Here is a 20,042-nt window from a genome sequence, read left to right on the forward strand (position 1 = left end):
AAATAACGGAGTGCGCACGTCATGGAAATGAGTCTGGTGGCGGGGTTCTGGCTGGTGTCATTTCTGCTGATTATGACGCCAGGTGCTGATTGGGCCTATACGATTAGCGCGGGGATCCACGGACGAACCATCGTACCGGCGGTCGCGGGCTTAATATCAGGGCATCTTTTGGCAACGATTGTGGTGGTGGCTGGCGTCGGCGTGTTGATTGCCGGGCATCCGCTGGCACTGTCAGCGCTGACGCTGCTGGGCGCGTGCTATTTGCTGTGGCTGGGGATTTCCCTGCTGCGTCATCCGGCGGAAGTTACCCGTGCTTGCCAGCAGAGCGGTGGCTGGAATCAGTGGGCAATGAAAGGGCTATGCATCAGCGGGTTGAATCCAAAGGTCTTTTTACTGTTTCTTGCATTGTTGCCCCAATTTACCGATCCGCAAGGACAGTGGCCGATAGCGCTACAGATGTCGGCGCTGGGGCTGATGCATCTTATCACCTGTACGATAATCTATTTGCTGGTTGGCTACGGTTCGCGGGCGCTGTTAACCAGCCGTCCGCAGGCTGCGAGAGTGGTGAGCCGGGTATCTGGCGCTTTGATGGTGGCGATTGCCGCGCTGCTACTAGTTGAACAACTTCGCTGAGAGGAGTCGCGCCAGCCGAAGCTGGCGCTAAGGGTCAGGCGCGAATATCGTCGTATTCGCGAGTGTTATCAAACTCATGTTTAGCAAACGGGCACAGTGGGATAATTTTGCGCTGCTCCGCACGCATTTTTTCCACCACTTTAGCGACCAATTTTTTACCAACACCCTGCCCTTTCAGGCTTTCATCAACATCTGTATGCTCAATAATGCTCAGATGCTCACCGGTAGGAACAAAAACGATCTCCGCCACCTGATGACCGTTAGCATCGTTGACATAAAACTTGTTATGGCCTTCCAGAATTTCCATATGTCCTCGCTTAGTGCCTGATGGGTCAGGCCTTTAGTCATGATGACGATACTTAAGTGCCCCGCTTGGGCAGGTATCAATAACACGAACCACCGTAGCGACGTCAACCTCATCCGGGATTATCCACGGTTTGCGCTTTAAATTGAAAAGCTTACCGCTGCCACGGACGCAATTGCCGGAATGCTGGCAGATTGCCGTATTGAAGTAGACATCAATCTTCTCGCCGGTATAGACGCGATAACCTGCGTCCTGTAGTTCCTTATCCATGACATTGCCTCTGTTTTTTTATATACGTTCGAGACTAATCATAGACCTGTCGCCGGTGAAAATCGTCAATCATTCAACAACGACTTCATTACGAATGCGATTCTGAAACTCGGTGGACAGCGCGGAGAACTTCTGCAATTTATCCGTCAACTGCGCCAGCACTCGCGGGCCGTCTGAAGAACGCCCGTAAACATAGTCAAAGTAGACCGTGCAGTCAGCAATTTTGCACAGCTTGGCGTAATCGTCCTGTAAATGCGGAAAGTAAATGAAGATTAAGGCTTTGATCTTAGAGTGAAGCTGAGTGTTATCGCCGTTAATACTGGCCTGAGTTCCTCGGTATTCAGCATCCTGTTTTTTCTTTATCTTCGCCAGGAAGAAATGAATACTGGCAATACGCTGCGTATGCCACTCAATTTCCATTGCCAATAACTCCTCATACTTTTGGAGTATTTTCTGCTGTTTTTCCTCTTTCCGTTTTAACTCAAATTCATTGAGCATCTTTTTTTCTATTTTCATTTCAGTGCGCATGATGAGAAACCATCCCCCAACCAACATCGCAAAACAGAGGATGAGAAGTAATATTATCAGCACAACACTATCCATTCACGGGCCCCTTCAAAAAGGTAATGATAATTGACGTCAGGTAAGAGCGACACAATGGGGCGGGAATATTAAATAACGATTCTCAGATATATGAGCAGCCGAAAGAGTATTCAGCAAGATAAAATGAGAACCCCGGCCAACAGCGCCGGGGGATTTCATCTAACAGCCTATTTTAGAAGGAGTATGCCACGCCTACACGGAATCGGGTCTGGCGGTCATCGCGATCGTTTACGCCCACGTTGCCCACTTCACCATACGGCGCCCAGTTTTTATCGATTTTATACGCCACTTTGACGTTATATTCCTGAGAATACGGCTTATTATTATTACGCTTAGTGCCTTCAGTACTGCGGGCATAAACGTAGTTCAGCTCGGTACGCCAGTCGCCGAACACATAACCCGCCCAGGCATCACCACGGTTTACCTTATCATCATCCTTATTGGCATTTGACGGATAACGGGTGTAGTCATAACGATAACGTGCTGCCACATAGAAACCGCTGTCGAAGCTATATTGCACGCGCAAATTTGGCTTATAGATAGAACGGCTGTCGTTACTTTCAATATTAAAGCCCGGCTGCACTGAGAAATTCTTATTGAATTTATATTGGTAGCTAATCGATTCTTCGTGACCGTTACCAATAAAATCGGCATACGGTTTATCGGTATTATCGCCACCCGATTTCCATTTCGCTTCCACAGAGAAACCAAAGCCGTTTGCAAAGCGGTGGGAAACCGAAACACGGTCAGCGTTAGTTTTATCCGTCTTGCCACCGTCAATAAATTCGTGACGTAAATCAACTGTTACTGCAGATGCAGCAAAAGACGCGCCGCATAAAGCCATCATGACCAGAGATTTTTTAAACATTCAATAACCCTCAATTGGAATCATGTTTCATTTTTATGAAACTGGATTTTATTTTTTTAAAAGAATTGTTTTAGTGATCGAGATCGTAAAGATTTATTTCAAAGTGGCAGGAAGTGAAAGGGCGTGACAGGGGTCAATAAATTGCCGCTTGACGAGCTAAAAATATCGTTACAGATCACACTGAAGGTTAATTTACATTGGGCTTACATAACTTTAATTAAACCAATTATTGCTATAAAATCAATAGGATATAAATAAAGTAATAATCTAATTTATTTTTACAATGCTAATAGTAAGGCATGGCAATAATATCTTTATCAAGAATTACCCTACGAATAAAGAAGTATTTGAAACATTTTCGCATCATTCTCCAGTAGCAAATTTGCGGTTTTACCAACTGCATTGCTGCCGTTGAGGTGAGTAAAAAGTGCAAATACGTTCGCCATAGGTGAGTTGGGGATGGCAAACGTACGGGTTGTGGTGGGACACTGGATAAAACGGTAGGTGGTGCAGAATTGTGACCATCACTACATAGGCGTTATGGATAGCTTCCACGGCGGAAATGATGATCATCCCCGGTATCGCCCGACAAGGAAGTCTAAATGAACTGACGATATTTCACCGAGCTAAAAGATACGCTACCACTTTATCCCGCCGGAGGATTCGTACGCTTCAAAAGAAGTACATTAAACAGACAGATATTTTTTAGGAATTATTGTAATTGGATAAAAACCTTATTTTACAGTCAATTACAAGCCATCCAGCAAATCTCACGGTTAATAAATTGTTAGTTTTGAATAATCTACTACCATTAAGACGTCAGCTAAAATTCTGATGAGTTTTTAATACTTATTAAATCTATGCTTGGTCAAGATTTTAAATATTAAGGGTATAAATATCGAAGGGTCAATAATTCAAAGCTACGATGGGAATAGTGTAAATATATAAAGTTACGCCTAACGTCTGTGTGTGGATAAAGCATCTACGGCAGAACTCCGGAATAAATTTATCAGGACATTTGAAATGACTCATACTTACGAACCATTAGAACAGCCCCATCTCCGAAACGAATATCCAGATAGAAATCTCGCTGTACCCGCACCGGCCAGCAACAGCGCGGTGTCATGGGCCGCCATCTTTGCTGGTGCAGTAGCTGCGGCATCTTTGGCAATGGTACTGCTCATGCTGGGCACTGGTCTCGGGTTATCTTCCATCTCTCCGTGGGACGATCATGGGCTAAGCGCTGGCACCGTGGGTATTGCCGCCATCGCCTGGCTGACGTTTACCCAAATTGTCGCCTCCGGTATGGGCGGCTATTTAGCCGGTCGACTGCGGACTAAATGGGTAGACACGCACGTTGATGAGGTCTATTTCCGCGATACCGCGCATGGCTTCCTCACCTGGGCCGTTGCGGCACTGATCTCAGCCGTTCTGCTGACCACCTCGCTGGGCTCGATTGTTAGCGGTGGCGCAAAAGCCGTTGGCGCAGTGGGTTCTGTCGCCGCTGGGGCATCTGCACTCTCCGTTGCCGGTGCGGCAAAGGGTTCATCTGAAGTCTCTAATGAATCTATGAGTTACTTTATCAACTCTTTATTCCGTAAAACCAACGTCACCGCAGATGGCCAAACCAATATTACCGTACCACCGACGCAGTCAGTCTCTCCTGCTCAGCTTGGCGAAGTCACGGGTATTTTCATTAACAGCATCGGTTCAGGCTCGCTTCCTCCTGAAGATCTTAACTATATCGCTCAGTTAGTCTCCCAGAATACCGGACTTAACCAGGCTCAGGCCGAAGAGCGCGTAAAAAGTATTTACGCAAATGTTCAGTCCAAACTGGAAGAAGCCAAAAAGACCGCTAAAGAAGCTGCTGATACCGCACGTAAAACGACGAGCTATGTCACTCTGTGGACATTTATCTCATTGTTAATTGGTGCGTTCGTTGCAAGCCTGTGTGCGACTTACGGTGGCCGTCAGCGTGATTTGTAACTGTTAATTTATAACCAGACTGGAGAAGAAGAATGCGCTCATTATTACTATTCTTTCTCGGGGTTCCGATCCCAATTATTATTCTGATTGCCTTATTTGTTCACTAAGACACGGTAACAAATCCGTACTGAAGCAAGATGTCCCCCCCACAAAAATAGCAGTCAAGCGGGAACGGTATAAATGCCCTTTATAGGGCATTTATACTTTTTGGGGCTTAGTCAAAGAATATTCCCTCCCCCCTGATTTAAGAAAAGACTAAGGAGGATTCAATGATCACATTATGCAAAACCTGCGGCACCTCGTATGAGGTAATCGGTACGCCCCCTGAACATTGTGATATTTGCGAAGATGAGCGCCAATATGTGCCCGCAACCGGCCAGCAGTGGGTTAATTTTGATGACCTATGTGCGTCGCACAGCAATAAGTGGCGACAACACGACAGCGCGCTGCTGAGCATTCGCACGGTTCCTGATTTTGCTATCAATCAGCGTGCATTTATTCTGCTTACCCCGGAAGGCAATATTCTCTGGGACTGCATCGCCACCCTCGACGACGCTACCAAAACACTCATCACGTCTCTGGGCGGCCTTAAGGCTATTGCGATATCGCACCCGCATTACTACACCACCATGCAAGATTGGGCAGCAGAATTTAACGCCCCGATTTATCTTCACGCCAGCGACAGTAAGTGGGTGATGCGCGACAGCCCCTGGATTAAATTTTGGGATGGCGACACGCTGGCAATCGCTCAGGACATAAAATTAATACGTCTGGGAGGGCATTTCGCCGGCGGTTGCGTACTGCACTGGGCGCGAGAGGAAGGCATAGTGCTTTCGGGCGATATCCTGCAAGTCACACCCGGTTCTGATGCCGTCTCCTTTATGTGGAGCTACCCGAATATGCTCCCGTTACCGGCCCGAACGGTCTGCGATATCATCCATCGGCTGAGGGCGGTGAAATTTAACAAGCTCTACGGTGCGTTTGAAGGAAAAGATATTCTGGAAGATGCCGATGCAATCGTGCAGCGTTCGGGCGAAAAGTATATTAATTGCCTTGAGTAAGAGTGGCGCAATTTTCATCAACGGTGGTATTGCTGAGGTTTTATTCTTACCAGAATAAAACCCCGCTGTTTTATATTACCGGCGCCGCCTGTCCCCTTCAGGAATTTTCACCTGACTCAATAGCCTTTGCGCTTTGCCAGCTGGCGGTATTTTTGAGCCGCTGTGCGTAACGCGAGATATTGGGGAAACGGTCTCCTGCGTTCAGTTGGTCAATCGCAGTGCTGACGACAAAGCCCAGCATAAAGTCGGCACCACTGAGCGTATCACCAAGGATAAACTCACGTGACGCCAGCATTTGGTCAAGGAAACCGAACACTTTTTCAAACTCACTATCTGCATAATTATCCAGGAAATTGAGCGGTGTTCCGGTGCTTTTTTCAATTCCGCCAAAGAGTTTCAACAGGACTGGCAGCATGGCTGAACTTTCAGCGAAATGGATCCACTGTAGGTAATCAATATATGCCGAGGAGTCTGCCGCAGGTGCCAGATGCGGGGCATAACGTGAAATAAGAATTTCCACAATGGCACCCGATTCGGCAATCACTTTGCCATCCAGTTCAATCACAGGGGATTTTCCTAACGGATGGATCGCTTTAAGTGAAGCTGGCGCGAGGTGTGTTTTAGCATCACGCTGATACTTAACAAGTTGATACTCAATTCCTGCTTCTTCTAGCAGCCAGAGGATACGCATTGAACGAGAGGCATTGAGATGATGCAGCGTTAAAGCCATTTTGGGTTCCCTTAGTTTTCAGTAATCAACCCGCTGGAATGGGATAGAAATGCAGATTGATATCGAATTGAGTATGTACTGAGATACAAGGATTTGCTCTATTAATGAATGTTATTCATAGTGCCTATCCTATTCCCATGAGTTATCAAACTGCATGATCTCGTTAGAATATGACGATAATTTCCTCTCTAAACGGATAATCATGCTTAATATTAAAGCACAGTCACCGACGGCTAAAAAAACCGGTCTATTGTTTTTACTCATTCTCAGTGCCCTGATGGCCGTGACCTCTTTATCAACCGACATCTATCTTCCAGCGATGCCCGTCATGGCAACAGATTTACAGGGTGATGCAGAGCTAACTATCACCGGATTCCTTATCGGCTTTTGCATCGCACAACTGATATGGGGACCGATTAGCGATCGTTATGGGCGTCGACTGCCGCTGTTTATCGGTTTAGGTCTATTTATCATCGGCTCGGTGGGCTGCGCGTTATCAACTGATATCGTGCAAATAGTCTTCTGGCGCGTTTTTCAGGCGTTAGGTGCCTGTACCGGACCGATGCTGGCACGAGCAATGATCCGTGACCTGTTTAGCCGTACTCGTGCAGCACAAATGCTTTCGACTCTGATGATCATCATGGCCATCGCGCCGATTGCCGGGCCCCTGATTGGCGGGCAGATGATTAAAGTCACCTCGTGGCATGCCATATTCTGGCTGCTGACGATTATCGGAACATTAATGCTGATGTCTTTATTCTGGCTACCGGAGACATTACCTGCTGAAAAACGCTCGCAAGCCTCTGTAACCAGAGCCTTTCACAACTACTATGCCTTACTCACCAACGCCAGATACATGCGGTTTACGCTATGTCTGATGTTCTACTACGTTGCAGCCTACGCCTTTATCACCGGCTCTCCGTTTGTGTACATCACGTACTTCGGTGTTGACCCGCAGCATTACGGTTGGCTGTTTGCAGTAAACATTGTTGGATTAATGGCGGTGAGCATGGTCAACAGACGTCTGGTTCACCGCTATCCACTGGAAGCGTTGCTCAGGAATGCTGTATTCATCGCCACTATTGCCGCAATAGTGCTGGCGGTCACCACCGGCCTGGGTGTGGGTGGGATTACCGTGATTATCGGCGCTGTGTTCGTGTTCTTCTCTATGAATGGCATCATCGCGGCGACCTCCACGGCATGCGCTCTGGACGCAGTGCCTAATGTGGCTGGCTCCGCGTCGGCGCTAATGGGGGCGTTACAATATGGCAGCGGCATCATTTCTTCACTGCTTCTCGCTCTGTTCAGTGACGGCACACCCTGGACGATGGGCTGGATAATTGCGTTGTTTACAGCAGCCAGCGCCCTGATGGCACTGACCGTTCAGATAAAAAAATAAAACGTCGTTATTGATGCCAGACGACACTTTCGGCTTGAGGGCTTCAGGCTGCTTTACGGTATTTCTTTTGGGATCCCAGATAAAACGCCCCCCTCCCTGAGTTACAGGGAAGGGTGAGTATCTCAGGAGCATTTAATATTCAATGCACCGTTTGGGCAAAATAACTCAGCACTGCCTGTGGAACACCTGCGTAACCGCGAGCTGCCAGAGAAAGCAGGAATGTCTGCGCATACATACCGGCGTCCGAGGCTACGCGAACGTTGTCCCCTACAGCAGGAATGAACAGCAGGGCAACATGAGGCGCCCGAAAAATCTCACGTGGGGAAATCAGGATGTATTACTGCGGACGTAACTCGCCGTATTTGTAAGAAGCAGTTGCACCACCATCAATCAGCAGATCGCTTCCCGTCACGTAGGTACCATTAGGCCCGAACAGAAACTCCGCCAGCGCACCGATTTCATCTGGCGTACCGCCCCGTCCCGCCGGAGATTTATCCAGCATATTTCGATAAAATTCACCTCTTTCAGCACTATTAAGCTCGTCATAAGCCAGAGGCGTATAGACGATACCGGCGCTGATGCAGTTAATTCGTGCACCGCGCTTGCCCCATTTCACCGCTTCAGACATAACGCGAAGCGCATTACAGCGTTTGGAAATCTGATAAGCATATAAGCTGTCTTCAATTTCTTTCACCAGAGGCAGTTCGAGAAGATCTTCAGGCGGCAGGGTTGCAAGCGCATCCGCCTCAACCTGTGTCAGAGCATCAACATCTAAGCGATGACTGGACTGCGAGCCAATCACAACGCAGGAGCCACCGGGTGCGATAACTTTACCAAATTCCTCAAACAGCACGGCGCTGCCGTATAGATCAACGCGGATGAGGTCCTGTGCTTGTGCTTGAGACGGTGACAATCCTGCAGTATGGATAACTCCCTTGATTTCACCTACGCTACACGCTGTTTTCACGAGTTCCAGGATAGAATCACGCGAACGCACATCGACCGTGGTAGTACTCACGTCAAAACCGGCACGTGAGAGGGTATTTTCAGCCTGTTGAGCGTTTTCAGTTCTTATATCGGCCAGGAGAATATGTTTTCCAACGCTCACACGTCGCGCAATGGCTTGAGCAATCGAGCCACTACCAATTACAACAATGACATCTTTCATTTTTATCCCTCTTCTACAGGTTTAGCCATCAGCTTAGACCAGATGGGCCCCTGTCATGATGACAACTCAGGCAGCATAGCGTCTGGAAGAGGATTGGTTTAGTCAGCTAAGGCGCTTACCCTTATGAATGATTTTCATAAGTAACCGCTTTATGCAAAGTCTATCGATTGGGTATTTCCAAATTAATGACAATTACTAATAAGCCCTAGCTAATTACCCCATCTAATCGAATAAATCATTTCGCGTTATGCTTTCCAACACAACAGCTGAAGGATAACGTCATGCAAACTGTAAAACTGAACAACGGTATTGAAATGCCCCTGCTGGGCTTTGGTGTCTTTCAGATGACGGATGCTGCTGAATGCGAAAGAGCGGTTATTGATGCCATCGATACAGGATACCGACTGATTGATACCGCAGCGTCTTACCAGAATGAAACCCAGGTCGGGAACGCTCTGAAACAGAGCGGTATCGCGCGTAACGAACTTTTTGTAACGACCAAACTGTGGCTACAGGATACCAATTACGAAGGCGCTAAAGCCCAGTTCGAACGCTCCCTGAATCGGCTGCAACTTGATTACGTCGACCTGTATCTGATTCACCAGCCTTACGGCGATGTCCATGGGGCATGGCGTGCTATGGAAGAACTGCAGCAGGCAGGCAAAATTCACGCCATTGGTGTCAGCAACTTCCATCCAGACCGACTTGCCGACCTTATCGCCTTCAACAAAGTTGCGCCTGCGGTAAACCAGATTGAAGTTAACCCGTTCAACCAGCAACTGCATGCCGTTCCATGGAATCAAAGCCGTGGCATCCAGCCGGAAGCCTGGGCACCGTTTGCTGAGGGTAAAAATGGCCTGTTCCAGCATCCCGTGTTAACGGCAATTGGCCAGAAGTACGGCAAAAGCGTGGGCCAGGTTGTGCTGCGTTGGATCTTCCAGCGAGGCATCATTTCACTGGCGAAATCGGTGCGCAAAGAACGTATGGAAGAGAACATCAATATTCTCGATTTTGAACTCAGCGCTGAGGATATGCTGCAAATTGCCGCCCTCGACACCGCAACCAGCGCCTTCTTCTCTCACCGCGACCCGGCGATGGTGGAATGGCTGACTGGCCGCAAACTTGATGTTTAAGTCGCGATAATAGAGGTATTCATTCAATGCAAAAACGTTATCTGGGTAAATCCCGACTCGAAGTCTCCGCGCTTGGGCTCGGTTGCATGGGCTTAAGCCACGGCTACGGCCCGGCGACCGATACCCGACAGGCTATCGAGCTCATTCGCGCAGCGGTTGAACGTGGGGTGACCTTCTTCGATACCGCTGAAGTGTATGGTCCCTTCCTCAATGAAGAAGTTGTCGGCGAAGCCTTAAAACCGTTTCGTGACCGTGTGGTCATTGCCACCAAGTTTGGTTTTACTTTTGGCGACGACAACAAGCAGCAGATTTTAAACAGCCGTCCGGAGCATATCCGTGAAGCTGTGGAAGGATCATTACGCCGTCTTAACACTGATGTCATTGACCTGCTATATCAACACCGTGTCGATCCGGATGTCCCGATTGAAGATGTTGCGGGTACGGTAAAAGACCTGATCGCTGAAGGCAAAGTTAAACATTTCGGTCTGTCCGAAGCGGGTGCGCAAACCATTCGTCGTGCGCATGCCGTACAACCGGTTACTGCGCTGCAAAGCGAATACTCCATGTGGTGGCGCGAGCCTGAGCAGGAGATCCTGCCGTTACTGGAGGAACTGGGTATTGGTTTTGTGCCCTTCAGCCCATTAGGCAAAGGTTTCCTGACGGGATCGATTAAGCCAGGAACCACTTTTGGCAAGGATGATTACCGCAGCACCGTGCCGCGTTTCGCCGAGCAGGCGATTGAAGCCAATGAAAAGCTGGTCTCATTGCTGGGTGAACTGGCGGCAGAGAAAGGCGTGACGTCTGCACAAATCGCGCTGGCATGGCTGCTGGCACAAAAGCCGTGGATTGTTCCTATTCCTGGTACCACCAAACTGCATCGACTGGAAGAAAACCTTGGGGCTGCCGACATCATTCTTTCACAGGATGACTCACTGCAGATAACCCAGGCGCTTGAAACGATTAAAATCGTCGGCGAGCGTTACTCTCCTGAGCATCAGGCTCGCGTGGGCCGTTAATACCCGGACGGGTCTACGGACCCGTTATTCCGAGTAGCGAAGTGCATCGATCATCAACGCAAAAGCGGGCGGATGCTGCTTACGGCTCGGGTAATAAAGATAATATCCGGGGAAAGACGGACACCAGTCCTGCAGAACCTGAATAAGCTCTCCTGACTTTATATAATCCTGCACCCTGTCTTCAGGTATACAGGCGATACCAAAACCGGATAACGCCGCATCAATCCTTTCTGCCTGCAGATTAAACGTGACCTGCCCTTCCACTCTGACCCGTAACGGTTTCCCATCCTTCTCAAACTCCCAGTGGTAAAGCCCACCGACTGTCGGCAGGCGCATATTTATACACCGATGATTTTGTAGCTCGTGCGGCGTTTCAGGTGCAGGGTTTGCAGCGAAATAAGACGGTGCTCCCACCACAGCCATTCTCATGTCAGGCCCAATTCTTACCGCAATCATGTCCTTATCCACGCTTTCTCCCAGACGGATCCCGGCATCAAAACGCCCCTCCACAATATCGACAAAGCCGTTATCAACGACCAGTTCAACATTGATTTCCGGGTATTCCCTGAGGAAGGGTTTTAGCTTCGGCCATACCAGACTTCGCACGGCATGCTCCCCGGCAGATAAACGGATATTGCCGGAGGCAGTGCCGTTCAGTTGAACAAGCGATTCCAGCTCCTGCTCAAGATCGGCAATACGCGGTTCAAGGCAGGCAATAATTCTCTCACCGGCCTCTGTAGGGGCAACGCTTCGGGTCGTGCGGGTCAGAAGGCGGATATTCAGCCTTTCCTCCAGTGCCTTCATCGCGTGGCTGAGTGCAGACTGAGAAACGCCCAGTTTACCCGCTGCTTTGGTAAAACTTCTCTCCCTTGCCACCACAAGAAAGATTTGCAGTTCGTTGAAGTTTTCTTTAAGCATCGGCGATTTCCTTATGGAGGCATTCCCTTCATCGCATACTCATGAAGGGTATTCATAGACACAATCATTTTAGCCCTATTACTGACAATAATGATAATTGATATTCTGACTGTATCGAAAATAAGTCTGAATTATCAGAAGGTTTATCATGAAAATACTCATTGCAGGCGCGACAGGAAGTATTGGCCTTCCTGTCGTCAATATCGCTATTAAAATGGGCCATCAGCCCGTGGCGCTGGTCAGAAATAAACGCAAAGTAAAATTGCTTCCTCGTGGAGCAGATGTTTTTTACGGCGATGTTTCAATGCCTGAAACACTCACCGAATTACCGAAAGATATTGATGCCATCATCTTCACGCTCGGTTCCGATGGTCAGGGTCGTATTGGTGCCAGAGCGATCGATTACGGCGGAGTACGTAATATTTTAAGAATTTTCAAGGATACGCCTGTTCGTATCAGCCTGATGACCACGATTGGCGTGACTGAGCGGCTCAGCACCTGGAATCAACGCACTGAAGTTCATGACTGGAAAAGACGTGCCGAGCGTCTGGTCAGGGCCAGCGGTCATCCCTATACCATCGTCCGGCCCGGCTGGTTTGATTACAACAATGATGATGAGCACAGAATCGTTATGCTTCAGGGTGATCGTCGCCATGCGGGAACACCGGAAGATGGCGTGATATCCCGGGAACAAATCGCCCAGGTTCTGGTCAGTGTCCTGACCAACGACGAGGCAAAAAATAAAACGTTCGAGCTGGTCGCTGAACGAGGTGAAGCACAGCAGGATCTTAACCCACTGTTTGCGGACCTGCAGGCTGATGATCCACAAAAAAATGATGGGGTTCTGGACATAGACAATATGCCTCTGCGTGAAGAACCTGACTGCATTATTAACGAGCTGAATTTGCATTCAAAAAAATTAACCAATCGATAACCCTGACAATTTTGTCATATAGCCGTCAGCCTCATGTCAGTTTAAGTCTGTATATTTGAATATACAGATGGAGGAAGTTACTCCTGATACAAGTCCAGTTTTAAACATAGATTTTAAAAGAGGTATTAGATCCCGTTAAAATAAGCAATTGCATAGCAATCTTAACAAGCACACTACCAGCATAGGTGTTCAGAGTCCGAAGAAACTCAGGCAATTCATCCTGGGTTAAAAAAGCATAGTGCTCTTTCTCATGAGGACTCAAGGCGCTGGCTAGATCAGATGCTGGATTGTACTCGGCCCTGCCAGTCACAACAGCCCTCTCCACAGCGCTGGCGAACCTTACGGACCTTCTCAGTTGCCCCTCGTGCTTCTATCTTTGAAAGAACTGCAAGCAACTCCATCGGCTTGATATCTTTGATTGGCCGGTGACCGATATAAGGAAATACATCTTTCTCAAAGGTTCTCATCATCTCTTCACGATAGGACACAGACCAGCGGTCATAGAGACGCTGATACCACTCCCGCGTAAGAGCCTCAAACGAGTTTTCAGCATCTTGTTGACGACTTAGTTTCTCAATTTTTCGTTCAAGAGAAGGATCATAGCCAGCAGCTAATGTTCTTATAGAATGCTATAACTGCTGATTTATCAAGGAGTAATTGAGTTTTGTAGACTTCAGGGGAGTTGAGTTTGGAGCGGGCGAAGGGAATCGAACCCTCGTATAGAGCTTGGGAAGCTCTCGTTCTACCATTGAACTACGCCCGCAAAGGTGTGCGAGGAGCATTATAAACTTTACTCCTCATCTGGCAAGCCTTCATTCTTAGTAAGTGAATATAAATTAACCGCTTAGCATTTAGGTTTACTGCCCTGAGGCGGTAAATAGCGCAGCGGATCAATCGCCGTGGCGCGATAACGAATCTGGAAATGCAGCCTCACCGAATCGGCATCGGAGTTACCCATGGTGGCAATCTGCTGGCCAATTTTCACGCTTTGCCCGTTGTTAACCATCAGTTTATCGTTATGCGCGTAAGCGGTGATGTAATCCTCGTTATGCTTAATCATCACCAGGTTGCCGTAACCTCGCAGCTGGTTACCGACGTACACCACTTTCCCGGCGGCGGCGGCATAAACCGGCTGACCGCGGCTGCCCGCGATATCGATCCCTTTGTTCCCCCCTTCCGAGGTGGAATAGGTCATAACCACTTTACCGCTTGCAGGCCATCGCCAGCAGCGCTGGCCGACCGGCGGCCAGGAGGATTTCGGCACCGCGGAAGACGGCGTGACTTTCGCGGTTCTGGTGGCAGTTGATTTTTTACTGCCCGAGGATTTAGACGAGCTACTCACTTTCAGCTTCTGCCCAACCTCGATGGTATAGGGCGGCGAAATACCGTTCATTCGCGCCAAATCCCTTACGCTGGTGCCCGTCATACGCGAAATACGCGACAGCGTGTCGCCGCGCTTAACGGTGTAGACCGAGCCGCTGTAGCTGCCTTCTGAGTTGGAGGCGTTTCCAGCACAGCCGGAGAGAATGAGCCCGATAATCAGGCACATTAACAGACGGAATGGCGAAGTGATTTGGCGTCCTGCTCGCAAAGCGAATCCTCGGGTCATGAACGTTCGGGTGAACTATGATAACAGGCTAGCGGCGGATGCCAAACTCCCCGTATCGTAAGCGTGCAGGAATCGGAGGCTTGTTTTGGTAATGCCTTTTTCCCCTTTATGGGCTACGCTGGTTGCCTGAGTCTATGGCCCTGCGGGTAAACGCTGGGTCATCTTTTATTTTCAGGAGTAGTCATGACTGGCGAACATGTCATTTTGCTCGATGAGCACGATAAACCTTCAGGCATTCTGGAGAAGTACGCCGCTCACACCCTCTTCACTCCCCTGCATCTCGCCTTCTCCTGCTGGCTGTTCAATGAACGCGGCCAACTGCTGGTTACGCGCCGTTCGTTAAGCAAAGTGGCCTGGCCTGGAGTCTGGACCAACTCGGTTTGCGGGCATCCGCAGCAGGGCGAAACGTTCGAGCAGGCGATTGTTCGCCGCTGTCGCTTTGAGCTTGGCGTGGAGATTGCAGATATAACGCCGGTTGCCGCCGACTTTCGCTATCGCGCCGTGGCGCCAAATGGCATCGTCGAGAATGAGGTTTGCCCGGTTTATGCGGCGCACGTAACCACCAGCGTTGCGCCGAATACGGATGAGGTGATGGAATATCAGTGGTGCGAGCTTGAAGATATGCTGCGCGCGCTGGAACTGACGCCGTGGGCGTTTAGCCCGTGGATGGTGATGGAAGCCGCCGACGATAAAGCGCGCCAGGCGTTTAGTGCATTCGCGCGCGGCTAGGCATTCCCGGCGTCGCTGCGCTCGGCTGGGCTACCGATTGATGTAGGCCGGATAAGGCAAAGCCGCCATCCGGCAATGTGCGCGGTTATGCCTGATGGCGGCTACGCCTTATCAGGCCTACACGGTATAGATACTGTGGGCATTGACAACATGTATGCCTGATAAGCTACGCGCCATCAGGCATAAAAAAACCCGGCAAGCCGGGTTTTTACTTTTCGCTGTAGCGATTATTTCACCGGGCGCATTGCCGGGAACAGAATCACGTCACGGATGGTGTGGCTGTTGGTGAACAGCATCACCATACGGTCGATACCAATACCCAGACCTGCGGTCGGTGGCAGACCGTGTTCCAGCGCGGTCACGTAGTCTTCGTCGTAGAACATCGCTTCGTCGTCACCGGCTTCTTTCGCGTTAACCTGATCCTGGAAACGCTGCGCCTGGTCTTCTGCATCGTTGAGCTCGCTGAAACCGTTACCGATTTCGCGGCCGCCGATGAAGAATTCAAAGCGGTCAGTGATTTCCGGGTTCTCATCGTTACGACGCGCCAGCGGAGAAACCTCTGCCGGGTATTCGGTGATGAAGGTCGGCTGAATCAGATGCGCTTCGGCCACTTCTTCGAAGATTTCGGTAACGATACGGCCCAGACCCCAGCTCTTCTCAACGCGGATACCGATGCTTTCAGCAATCGCCTTCGCGCTATCAAAGTTATCCAGATCGGCCATATCCGTTTCTGGACGGTATTTCTTGATCGCTTCGCGCATGGTCAGTTTTTCGAACGGCTTACCGAAGTCGAAAGTCTGGTCGCCATAAGGCACCTGAGTGTTACCCAGAATATCCTGCGCCAGGGTGCGGAACAGGGATTCGGTCAGTTCGATCAGATCTTTGTAATCCGCGTACGCCATATAGAGTTCCATCATGGTGAACTCTGGGTTATGGCGAACGGAAATACCTTCGTTACGGAAGTTACGGTTGATTTCGAATACGCGTTCGAAGCCACCCACGACCAGACGCTTCAGGTACAGTTCCGGCGCGATACGCAGGTACATGTCCAGATCCAGTGCGTTGTGATGGGTGATGAATGGACGTGCTGCCGCACCGCCTGGGATCACCTGCATCATTGGGGTTTCAACTTCCATAAAGTTGCGACCCACCATGAACTGACGGATGCCCGCCATAATCTGTGAACGCACTTTAAAGGTCTTGCGGGATTCATCGTTAGAGATGAGGTCCAGGTAACGCTGACGATAACGCGCTTCCTGATCCTGCAGGCCGTGGAATTTGTCCGGCAGCGGACGCAAAGCTTTGGTCAGCAGACGCAGCTCGGTACAATGGATAGACAGTTCACCGGTTTTGGTTTTGAACAGCTTACCTTTCGCGCCCAGGATATCGCCGAGGTCCCATTTTTTGAACTGCTCGTTATAGATGCCTTCCGGCAGGTCGTCACGGGCAACGTACAGCTGAATACGGCCGCCAACGTCCTGTAAAGTCACGAAAGAGGCTTTACCCATAATACGGCGAGTCATCATACGACCAGCAACGGAAACTTCGATATTCAGCGCTTCCAGCTCTTCGCCTTCCTTGCTATCGAATTCAGCGTGCAGTTGGTCTGAGGTACGGTCGCGACGGAAATCATTCGGGAACGGGATGCCCTGCTCACGCAGTGCAGCCAGCTTCTCGCGGCGTGCCTTCATTTCGTTATTAAGATCGACTACCTCGTCAGCGCCTTGTGCGTTTTGTTCAGACATGTTGGTTCCTCATAACCCTGCTTTCAGACTTGCTTCGATAAATTGATCCAGACTTCCGTCCAGTACCGCCTGCGTGTTACGGGTTTCAACCCCGGTGCGCAGGTCTTTAATGCGGGAATCGTCCAGAACATATGAACGAATCTGGCTGCCCCAGCCGATGTCAGACTTGTTATCTTCCATCGCCTGTTTTTCTGCATTCTTCTTCTGCATTTCCAGTTCATAAAGCTTCGCTTTCATCTGCTTCATGGCCTGGTCTTTGTTCTTATGCTGAGAACGGTCGTTCTGGCACTGCGTCACAAGCCCGGTTGGGATGTGAGTGATACGCACCGCGGATTCCGTACGGTTAACGTGCTGACCACCCGCGCCGGAAGCACGGTATACGTCGATACGCAGATCCGCCGGGTTAATGTCGATATCAATATCGTCATCCACTTCCGGGTAAACGAACGCAGAGCTAAACGAGGTATGCCGACGGCCGCCGGAGTCAAACGGACTCTTACGCACCAGGCGGTGAACGCCGGTTTCAGTACGCAGCCAACCGTACGCATAATCGCCGGAGATTTTGATGGTCACGGATTTAATCCCTGCCACGTCACCTTCGGATTCTTCGATAATTTCGGTTTTAAAACCGCGCGCTTCTGCCCAACGCAGATACATGCGCTCCAGCATGCTTGCCCAGTCCTGCGCTTCAGTACCGCCAGAACCGGCCTGGATATCAATGTAACAATCCGCGCTGTCATATTCACCGGAGAACATCCGACGGAATTCCAGCTGCGCCAGCTTATCTTCCAGCGTGTCCAGCTCAGCCACGGCTTCGTTGAAAGTATCTTCGTCGTCGGCTTCTACAGCCAGTTCGAGCAGGCCAGAAACATCCTCAAGACCTTGCGTCATCTGGTCGAGCGTGTCGACGATGGCTTCCAGGGAGGAACGTTCTTTGCCCAGCGCCTGCGCGCGTTCGGGTTCATTCCAGACATCCGGCTGTTCCAGCTCGGCGTTTACTTCTTCCAGACGCTCTTTCTTAGCATCATAGTCAAAGGTACCCCCTAAGAACGTCAGAGCGCTCCGTGAGGTCCTGAATGCGATTATTTACCGGGTTTATTTCAAACATGGTCTATTTTCTTTTAATGGACGAGAAAAATGCGGTTATAAGAGCGGAATCTTAGCGGATTCCCGCTCTTAATTACAGTTAAAGCGGTGCTAATTCGGCCAGAGATTGTCGATGATAAGCTGTAAGGTGCGGTTGCCACGATATTCATTAATGTCCAGCCGGTAAGCCAGCGTCACTTCACGCACGCCGTTATCCGGCCAGATGGCGGTATCGACGTTAAACGCGATGCCGTCCAGCAGCGGCCCGCCGCCCACCGGTTCCACCATCACCTTCAGGTGACGCTCGCCCACCAGCCGCTGTTGCAGCAGGCGGAAACGTCCATCAAATAACGGTTCCGGGAACATTTGCCCCCATGGCCCAGCTTCACGCAGCATCTGCGCCATCTCAAGCGTCATCTCCTGCGGAGTCAGTTCGCCGTCGGAGAGGATCTCCCCTTGCAGCAGCGCCGGATCTAACCATTCCGTCACCAGCTCGCCAAAGCGCAGCTGAAACTCCTCAAACCGCGCTTCTTCCAAAGAGAGTCCTGCCGCCATTGCATGGCCGCCGAACTTCAGCATCAAGTTAGGATGCAGCGTATCCAGACGCTCCAGCGCATCGCGCATGTGCAGCCCCTGAATAGAGCGTCCCGACCCTTTTAACTGACCGTTTCCGGCAGGCGCAAAAGCAATGACCGGGCGGTGGAAACGCTCTTTAATGCGTGAAGCCAGAATTCCGACCACGCCCTGATGCCACTCCGGGTGATACATCGCCAGCCCACCGGGCAACGTTTCACGGCCCCGCTCAAGCTGTTCGCACAGGGTTAACGCCTCTGCCTGCATCCCCTGCTCAATCTCTTTGCGCGTCTGGTTTAGGGCATCCAGCTCGCTTGCCAGCATGCGGGCTTCACCGAGGTTATCGGAAAGCAGCAGCGCCACGCCGACCGACATATCATCGAGACGGCCTGCGGCGTTCAGGCGCGGGCCCAGCGCAAAGCCGAGATCGCTTGCGACCAGTTTCGATGCGTCACGGTTAGCAATTTCAAGCAGCGCCTTAATGCCCGGACGGCAAACGCCGGCACGAATGCGGCTGAGCCCTTGCCAGGTCAGGATTCGGTTGTTGGCATCCAGCGGCACCACGTCGGCTACCGTCCCCAACGCCACCAGATCGAGAAACTCGACAATCTTCGGCACGGCAATACCGCGGCGCTCAAACCAGCCTTTTTCTTTAAGGTGGCTACACAGCACCAGCATCAGGTAGAAAGCGACGCCCACGCCCGCCAGCGATTTCGACGGGAACGGGCAGTCGACGAGGTTCGGGTTGACCATCGCATCGGCGTTGGGCAACTTTTCTCCCGGCAGGTGATGATCGGTGACCAGCACGCGGATCCCCAGCGCATGCGCGTGATCGACCCCTTCATGGGATGAGATCCCGTTATCCACGGTCATGATCATCTGCGCACCGCGCGCATGAGCCTGATCGACCACTTCCGGGCTTAGGCCGTAACCGTCTTCAAAGCGGTTGGGCACCAGGTATTCCACGCTTTGGCAGCCCATCGCGCGCAGCGACAGGACGCTTAACGCAGTACTGGTCGCGCCGTCGGCATCAAAATCGCCCACCACCATGATGCGCAGGTTTTTCTCGAATGCGTCGTGCAGCATCTCAACGGCTTTTTCGACGCCCGTCAGGCTGCGCCAGTGCAGCATTCCTTTCAGGCCGCGCTCCAGATCGCCTGCCGACTTCACGCCCCGGCTGGCGTACAGACGACGCAGCAGCGGGGAGAGTTCTTCCGGGAGCGCAATTGAATCATCCACCTCACGGCGGCGAAGTTGTGTCTGATGTTTCACGCGAA

At 50.6% G+C, this 20,042-nt stretch carries 19 protein-coding genes, 1 tRNA gene and 2 pseudogenes; 8 read left to right on the top strand and 14 right to left on the bottom strand.

Annotated features, from left to right (window positions below; translation table 11 throughout):
• Window positions 1-21: 21 nt before the first annotated feature.
• On the top strand, window positions 22-633 hold the full coding sequence (locus ACIPDS_RS06985; RefSeq protein WP_400734126.1) for a LysE family translocator: 612 nt from the start codon (window positions 22-24) through the stop codon (window positions 631-633).
• Window positions 634-667: 34 nt separating this feature from the next.
• On the opposite strand, the gene ACIPDS_RS06990 is transcribed toward ACIPDS_RS06985, so the two are convergent.
• The 4 genes from ACIPDS_RS06990 to ACIPDS_RS07005 form a co-directional block, all read right to left on the bottom strand.
• A complete protein-coding gene (locus ACIPDS_RS06990) occupies window positions 668-940 on the bottom strand; it encodes a GNAT family N-acetyltransferase (protein WP_166515673.1) in 273 nt (90 codons plus the stop codon).
• A 33-nt stretch (window positions 941-973) separates the two neighbouring features.
• The gene (gene yjdI, locus ACIPDS_RS06995) at window positions 974-1,207 is read right to left on the bottom strand and encodes a 4Fe-4S mono-cluster protein YjdI (RefSeq protein ID WP_061283302.1); all 234 of its coding nucleotides are present in this window, start codon (window positions 1,205-1,207) and stop codon (window positions 974-976) included.
• Window positions 1,208-1,276: 69 nt separating this feature from the next.
• Complete coding sequence (locus ACIPDS_RS07000) at window positions 1,277-1,810, bottom strand: hypothetical protein (RefSeq protein WP_166515671.1); 534 nt, start codon at window positions 1,808-1,810, stop codon at window positions 1,277-1,279.
• A gap of 172 nt (window positions 1,811-1,982) precedes the next feature.
• Entirely contained in the window at window positions 1,983-2,678 is a 696-nt protein-coding gene (locus ACIPDS_RS07005) for a porin (protein ID WP_166515670.1), read from the bottom strand.
• Between the two features lie 1,023 nt (window positions 2,679-3,701).
• Here ACIPDS_RS07005 and ACIPDS_RS07010 point away from each other — a divergent pair.
• Together ACIPDS_RS07010 and ACIPDS_RS07015 are read left to right on the top strand one after the other, a co-directional pair.
• On the top strand, window positions 3,702-4,664 hold the full coding sequence (locus tag ACIPDS_RS07010) for a hypothetical protein (protein WP_400734133.1): 963 nt from the start codon (window positions 3,702-3,704) through the stop codon (window positions 4,662-4,664).
• Window positions 4,665-4,933: 269 nt separating this feature from the next.
• Window positions 4,934-5,725: an MBL fold metallo-hydrolase gene (locus tag ACIPDS_RS07015; RefSeq protein WP_400734136.1), complete on the top strand. Its 792-nt coding sequence runs from the start codon at window positions 4,934-4,936 to the stop codon at window positions 5,723-5,725.
• Window positions 5,726-5,822: 97 nt separating this feature from the next.
• Here the strand turns inward: ACIPDS_RS07015 and ACIPDS_RS07020 are convergent, their stop codons facing one another.
• Window positions 5,823-6,455 carry a glutathione S-transferase family protein gene (locus ACIPDS_RS07020; protein WP_400734139.1) on the bottom strand — a complete coding sequence of 211 codons (633 nt, stop codon included), beginning with the start codon at window positions 6,453-6,455 and terminating at the stop codon, window positions 5,823-5,825.
• A 202-nt stretch (window positions 6,456-6,657) separates the two neighbouring features.
• Between ACIPDS_RS07020 and ACIPDS_RS07025 the strand changes: the two genes are divergently transcribed.
• On the top strand, window positions 6,658-7,854 hold the full coding sequence (locus ACIPDS_RS07025) for a multidrug effflux MFS transporter (protein WP_400734142.1): 1,197 nt from the start codon (window positions 6,658-6,660) through the stop codon (window positions 7,852-7,854).
• Between the two features lie 145 nt (window positions 7,855-7,999).
• Here the strand turns inward: ACIPDS_RS07025 and ACIPDS_RS07030 are convergent.
• Window positions 8,000-8,170: pseudogene (locus ACIPDS_RS07030) on the bottom strand (nitroreductase family protein); the annotation flags it as partial.
• Between the two features lie 21 nt (window positions 8,171-8,191).
• Window positions 8,192-9,022, bottom strand: coding sequence for an SDR family oxidoreductase (locus ACIPDS_RS07035; protein WP_166515656.1), 831 nt, complete (start codon window positions 9,020-9,022; stop codon window positions 8,192-8,194).
• A 281-nt stretch (window positions 9,023-9,303) separates the two neighbouring features.
• Here ACIPDS_RS07035 and ACIPDS_RS07040 point away from each other — a divergent pair, with 281 nt between their 5' ends.
• The gene (locus tag ACIPDS_RS07040) at window positions 9,304-10,155 is read left to right on the top strand and encodes an aldo/keto reductase (RefSeq protein ID WP_400734147.1); all 852 of its coding nucleotides are present in this window, start codon (window positions 9,304-9,306) and stop codon (window positions 10,153-10,155) included.
• Between the two features lie 26 nt (window positions 10,156-10,181).
• Window positions 10,182-11,171, top strand: a complete 990-nt coding sequence (locus tag ACIPDS_RS07045) for an aldo/keto reductase (RefSeq protein ID WP_400734150.1) — start codon at window positions 10,182-10,184, stop codon at window positions 11,169-11,171.
• A gap of 24 nt (window positions 11,172-11,195) precedes the next feature.
• On the opposite strand, the gene ACIPDS_RS07050 is transcribed toward ACIPDS_RS07045, so the two are convergent.
• Entirely contained in the window at window positions 11,196-12,089 is an 894-nt protein-coding gene (locus ACIPDS_RS07050) for a LysR family transcriptional regulator (RefSeq protein ID WP_400734153.1), read from the bottom strand.
• A gap of 148 nt (window positions 12,090-12,237) precedes the next feature.
• Between ACIPDS_RS07050 and ACIPDS_RS07055 the strand changes: the two genes are divergently transcribed.
• Complete coding sequence (locus tag ACIPDS_RS07055; RefSeq protein ID WP_400734156.1) at window positions 12,238-13,023, top strand: SDR family oxidoreductase; 786 nt, start codon at window positions 12,238-12,240, stop codon at window positions 13,021-13,023.
• A gap of 130 nt (window positions 13,024-13,153) precedes the next feature.
• On the opposite strand, the pseudogene ACIPDS_RS07060 reads toward ACIPDS_RS07055, so the two are convergent.
• The 3 genes and pseudogenes from ACIPDS_RS07060 to actS all read right to left on the bottom strand — a co-directional run.
• Window positions 13,154-13,643: pseudogene (locus ACIPDS_RS07060) on the bottom strand (tyrosine-type recombinase/integrase); the annotation flags it as partial.
• A 69-nt stretch (window positions 13,644-13,712) separates the two neighbouring features.
• A tRNA-Gly gene (locus tag ACIPDS_RS07065) sits at window positions 13,713-13,786 on the bottom strand.
• An 81-nt stretch (window positions 13,787-13,867) separates the two neighbouring features.
• The gene (actS, locus tag ACIPDS_RS07070; protein WP_400734159.1) at window positions 13,868-14,614 is read right to left on the bottom strand and encodes an amidase activator ActS; all 747 of its coding nucleotides are present in this window, start codon (window positions 14,612-14,614) and stop codon (window positions 13,868-13,870) included.
• Window positions 14,615-14,815: 201 nt separating this feature from the next.
• On the opposite strand from actS, the gene idi reads away from it, so the two are divergent.
• The gene (gene idi, locus ACIPDS_RS07075; RefSeq protein WP_400734162.1) at window positions 14,816-15,361 is read left to right on the top strand and encodes an isopentenyl-diphosphate Delta-isomerase; all 546 of its coding nucleotides are present in this window, start codon (window positions 14,816-14,818) and stop codon (window positions 15,359-15,361) included.
• A 227-nt stretch (window positions 15,362-15,588) separates the two neighbouring features.
• Here the strand turns inward: idi and lysS are convergent, their stop codons facing one another.
• From lysS to recJ, 3 genes are all read right to left on the bottom strand, one after another.
• The gene (gene lysS / locus ACIPDS_RS07080; protein WP_166515649.1) at window positions 15,589-17,106 is read right to left on the bottom strand and encodes a lysine--tRNA ligase; all 1,518 of its coding nucleotides are present in this window, start codon (window positions 17,104-17,106) and stop codon (window positions 15,589-15,591) included.
• A 9-nt stretch (window positions 17,107-17,115) separates the two neighbouring features.
• A protein-coding gene (gene prfB, locus ACIPDS_RS07085) for a peptide chain release factor 2 (protein WP_166515648.1) occupies window positions 17,116-18,214 on the bottom strand; the annotation gives its coding sequence in 2 pieces (ribosomal slippage) (window positions 17,116-18,138 and window positions 18,140-18,214; 1,098 coding nt in all).
• A gap of 89 nt (window positions 18,215-18,303) precedes the next feature.
• Window positions 18,304-20,037: a single-stranded-DNA-specific exonuclease RecJ gene (recJ, locus tag ACIPDS_RS07090; RefSeq protein WP_400734167.1), complete on the bottom strand. Its 1,734-nt coding sequence runs from the start codon at window positions 20,035-20,037 to the stop codon at window positions 18,304-18,306.
• Between the last annotated feature and the right edge of the window lie 5 nt (window positions 20,038-20,042).

This window comes from Kluyvera sp. NPDC087067 (genome assembly GCF_044745165.1).
Taxonomy (GTDB): Bacteria; Pseudomonadota; Gammaproteobacteria; order Enterobacterales; family Enterobacteriaceae; genus Kluyvera.

Bases quoted from the DNA above. Each gene is read 5' to 3' on its own strand.
- ACIPDS_RS06990 (WP_166515673.1), bottom strand. From the start codon at position 940: ATGGAAATTCTGGAAGGCCATAACAAGTTTTATGTCAACGATGCTAAC.
- ACIPDS_RS07000 (WP_166515671.1), bottom strand. From the start codon at position 1,810: ATGGATAGTGTTGTGCTGATAATATTACTTCTCATCCTCTGTTTTGCG.
- lysS (WP_166515649.1), bottom strand. From the start codon at position 17,106: ATGTCTGAACAAAACGCACAAGGCGCTGACGAGGTAGTCGATCTTAAT.
- ACIPDS_RS07005 (WP_166515670.1), bottom strand. From the start codon at position 2,678: ATGTTTAAAAAATCTCTGGTCATGATGGCTTTATGCGGCGCGTCTTTT.
- ACIPDS_RS07055 (WP_400734156.1), top strand. From the start codon at position 12,238: ATGAAAATACTCATTGCAGGCGCGACAGGAAGTATTGGCCTTCCTGTC.
- idi (WP_400734162.1), top strand. From the start codon at position 14,816: ATGACTGGCGAACATGTCATTTTGCTCGATGAGCACGATAAACCTTCA.
- ACIPDS_RS06985 (WP_400734126.1), top strand. From the start codon at position 22: ATGGAAATGAGTCTGGTGGCGGGGTTCTGGCTGGTGTCATTTCTGCTG.
- yjdI (WP_061283302.1), bottom strand. From the start codon at position 1,207: ATGGATAAGGAACTACAGGACGCAGGTTATCGCGTCTATACCGGCGAG.
- ACIPDS_RS07010 (WP_400734133.1), top strand. From the start codon at position 3,702: ATGACTCATACTTACGAACCATTAGAACAGCCCCATCTCCGAAACGAA.
- ACIPDS_RS07040 (WP_400734147.1), top strand. From the start codon at position 9,304: ATGCAAACTGTAAAACTGAACAACGGTATTGAAATGCCCCTGCTGGGC.
- ACIPDS_RS07015 (WP_400734136.1), top strand. From the start codon at position 4,934: ATGATCACATTATGCAAAACCTGCGGCACCTCGTATGAGGTAATCGGT.
- ACIPDS_RS07035 (WP_166515656.1), bottom strand. From the start codon at position 9,022: ATGAAAGATGTCATTGTTGTAATTGGTAGTGGCTCGATTGCTCAAGCC.
- ACIPDS_RS07045 (WP_400734150.1), top strand. From the start codon at position 10,182: ATGCAAAAACGTTATCTGGGTAAATCCCGACTCGAAGTCTCCGCGCTT.
- ACIPDS_RS07020 (WP_400734139.1), bottom strand. From the start codon at position 6,455: ATGGCTTTAACGCTGCATCATCTCAATGCCTCTCGTTCAATGCGTATC.
- ACIPDS_RS07050 (WP_400734153.1), bottom strand. From the start codon at position 12,089: ATGCTTAAAGAAAACTTCAACGAACTGCAAATCTTTCTTGTGGTGGCA.
- ACIPDS_RS07025 (WP_400734142.1), top strand. From the start codon at position 6,658: ATGCTTAATATTAAAGCACAGTCACCGACGGCTAAAAAAACCGGTCTA.